This is a genomic window from Pantoea sp. E956-1 (assembly GCF_982223955.1).
Map to the genome: position 1 here is coordinate 1 of NZ_CEUYZP010000059.1, position 460 is coordinate 460.

Annotated in this window: 1 protein-coding gene; it reads right to left on the reverse strand. The window is 69.3% G+C overall.

The window, feature by feature from the left end; translation table 11 throughout:
* On the reverse strand, positions 1-460 hold a 460-nt coding region (locus tag AC0T7J_RS25240), incomplete at both ends, for an Ig-like domain-containing protein (protein ID WP_473798491.1).

Genomic DNA, 460 nt, shown 5'->3' on the forward strand with positions numbered 1-460 from the left:
CGTCAACCACCAGCGCGTGCTCGCCGTCGTCCAGCGGCGCGTCGGGGGTAAAGGTCCAGCTGCCGTCCTCGCCCACGGTGGCGGTGCCGAGCTCGGTGTCGCCGTCGGAGACGGTCACGGTGGAGCCGGGCTGCATGCCGCCGCCGCCGATGGTTGGCGTACTGTCGCTGGTGCTGCTGCCGTCGGCGATTACATTACCCGCGTCGTCGGTGAGGCCGGGCACGGTAGCGCTGGTGTCGACGTTCACCTCGACGGTGCTGCTGCTGACGTTGCCGTCGGCGTCGGTGCCGTCAACCACCAGCGCATGCTCGCCGTCGGTCAGCGGGGTTTCTGGCGTAAAGGTCCAGCTGCCGTCGTCGCCCACGGTGGCGGTGCCGAGCTCGGTGTCGCCGTCGGTGATCACCACGGTGGATCCGGGCTGCATGCCGTTACCATTGATCGTCGGGGTGCTGTCGCTGGT